This is a genomic window from Salegentibacter lacus, assembly GCF_020164555.1.
Taxonomy (GTDB): domain Bacteria; phylum Bacteroidota; class Bacteroidia; order Flavobacteriales; family Flavobacteriaceae; genus Salegentibacter; species Salegentibacter lacus.
Map to the genome: position 1 here is coordinate 1 of NZ_JAIQZB010000081.1, position 288 is coordinate 288.

Annotated in this window: 1 protein-coding gene; it reads right to left on the bottom strand. The window is 45.1% G+C overall.

Going from position 1 to position 288, the window contains the following annotated elements; translation table 11 throughout:
• On the bottom strand, positions 1-288 hold a 288-nt coding region (locus tag LB465_RS18135; protein WP_224471321.1), incomplete at both ends, for a hypothetical protein.

Here is a 288-nt window from a genome sequence, read left to right on the forward strand (position 1 = left end):
GAGAAACTTCACCGGCTACTACAGGAGCATCAGGAGTTTCAGGTTGAGCGTTTATTGTTACAGAAAGTTCTTCCGATTCACATCCGTCAGCATTTCTTGCAGTTACAGTATAAGTATCGGCAGCAAGCTCAGACCAGGAAGTGTTAGTTTCAAAAGCACCGCCATTAAAGCTATATTCCATTCCGGTTTCAGCAGTGATGCTGAAAGATCCGGTTGCTTCGTCACAAGTTGGTTGAGAAACTTCACCGGCTACTACAGGAGCATCAGGAGTTTCAGGTTGAGCGTTTA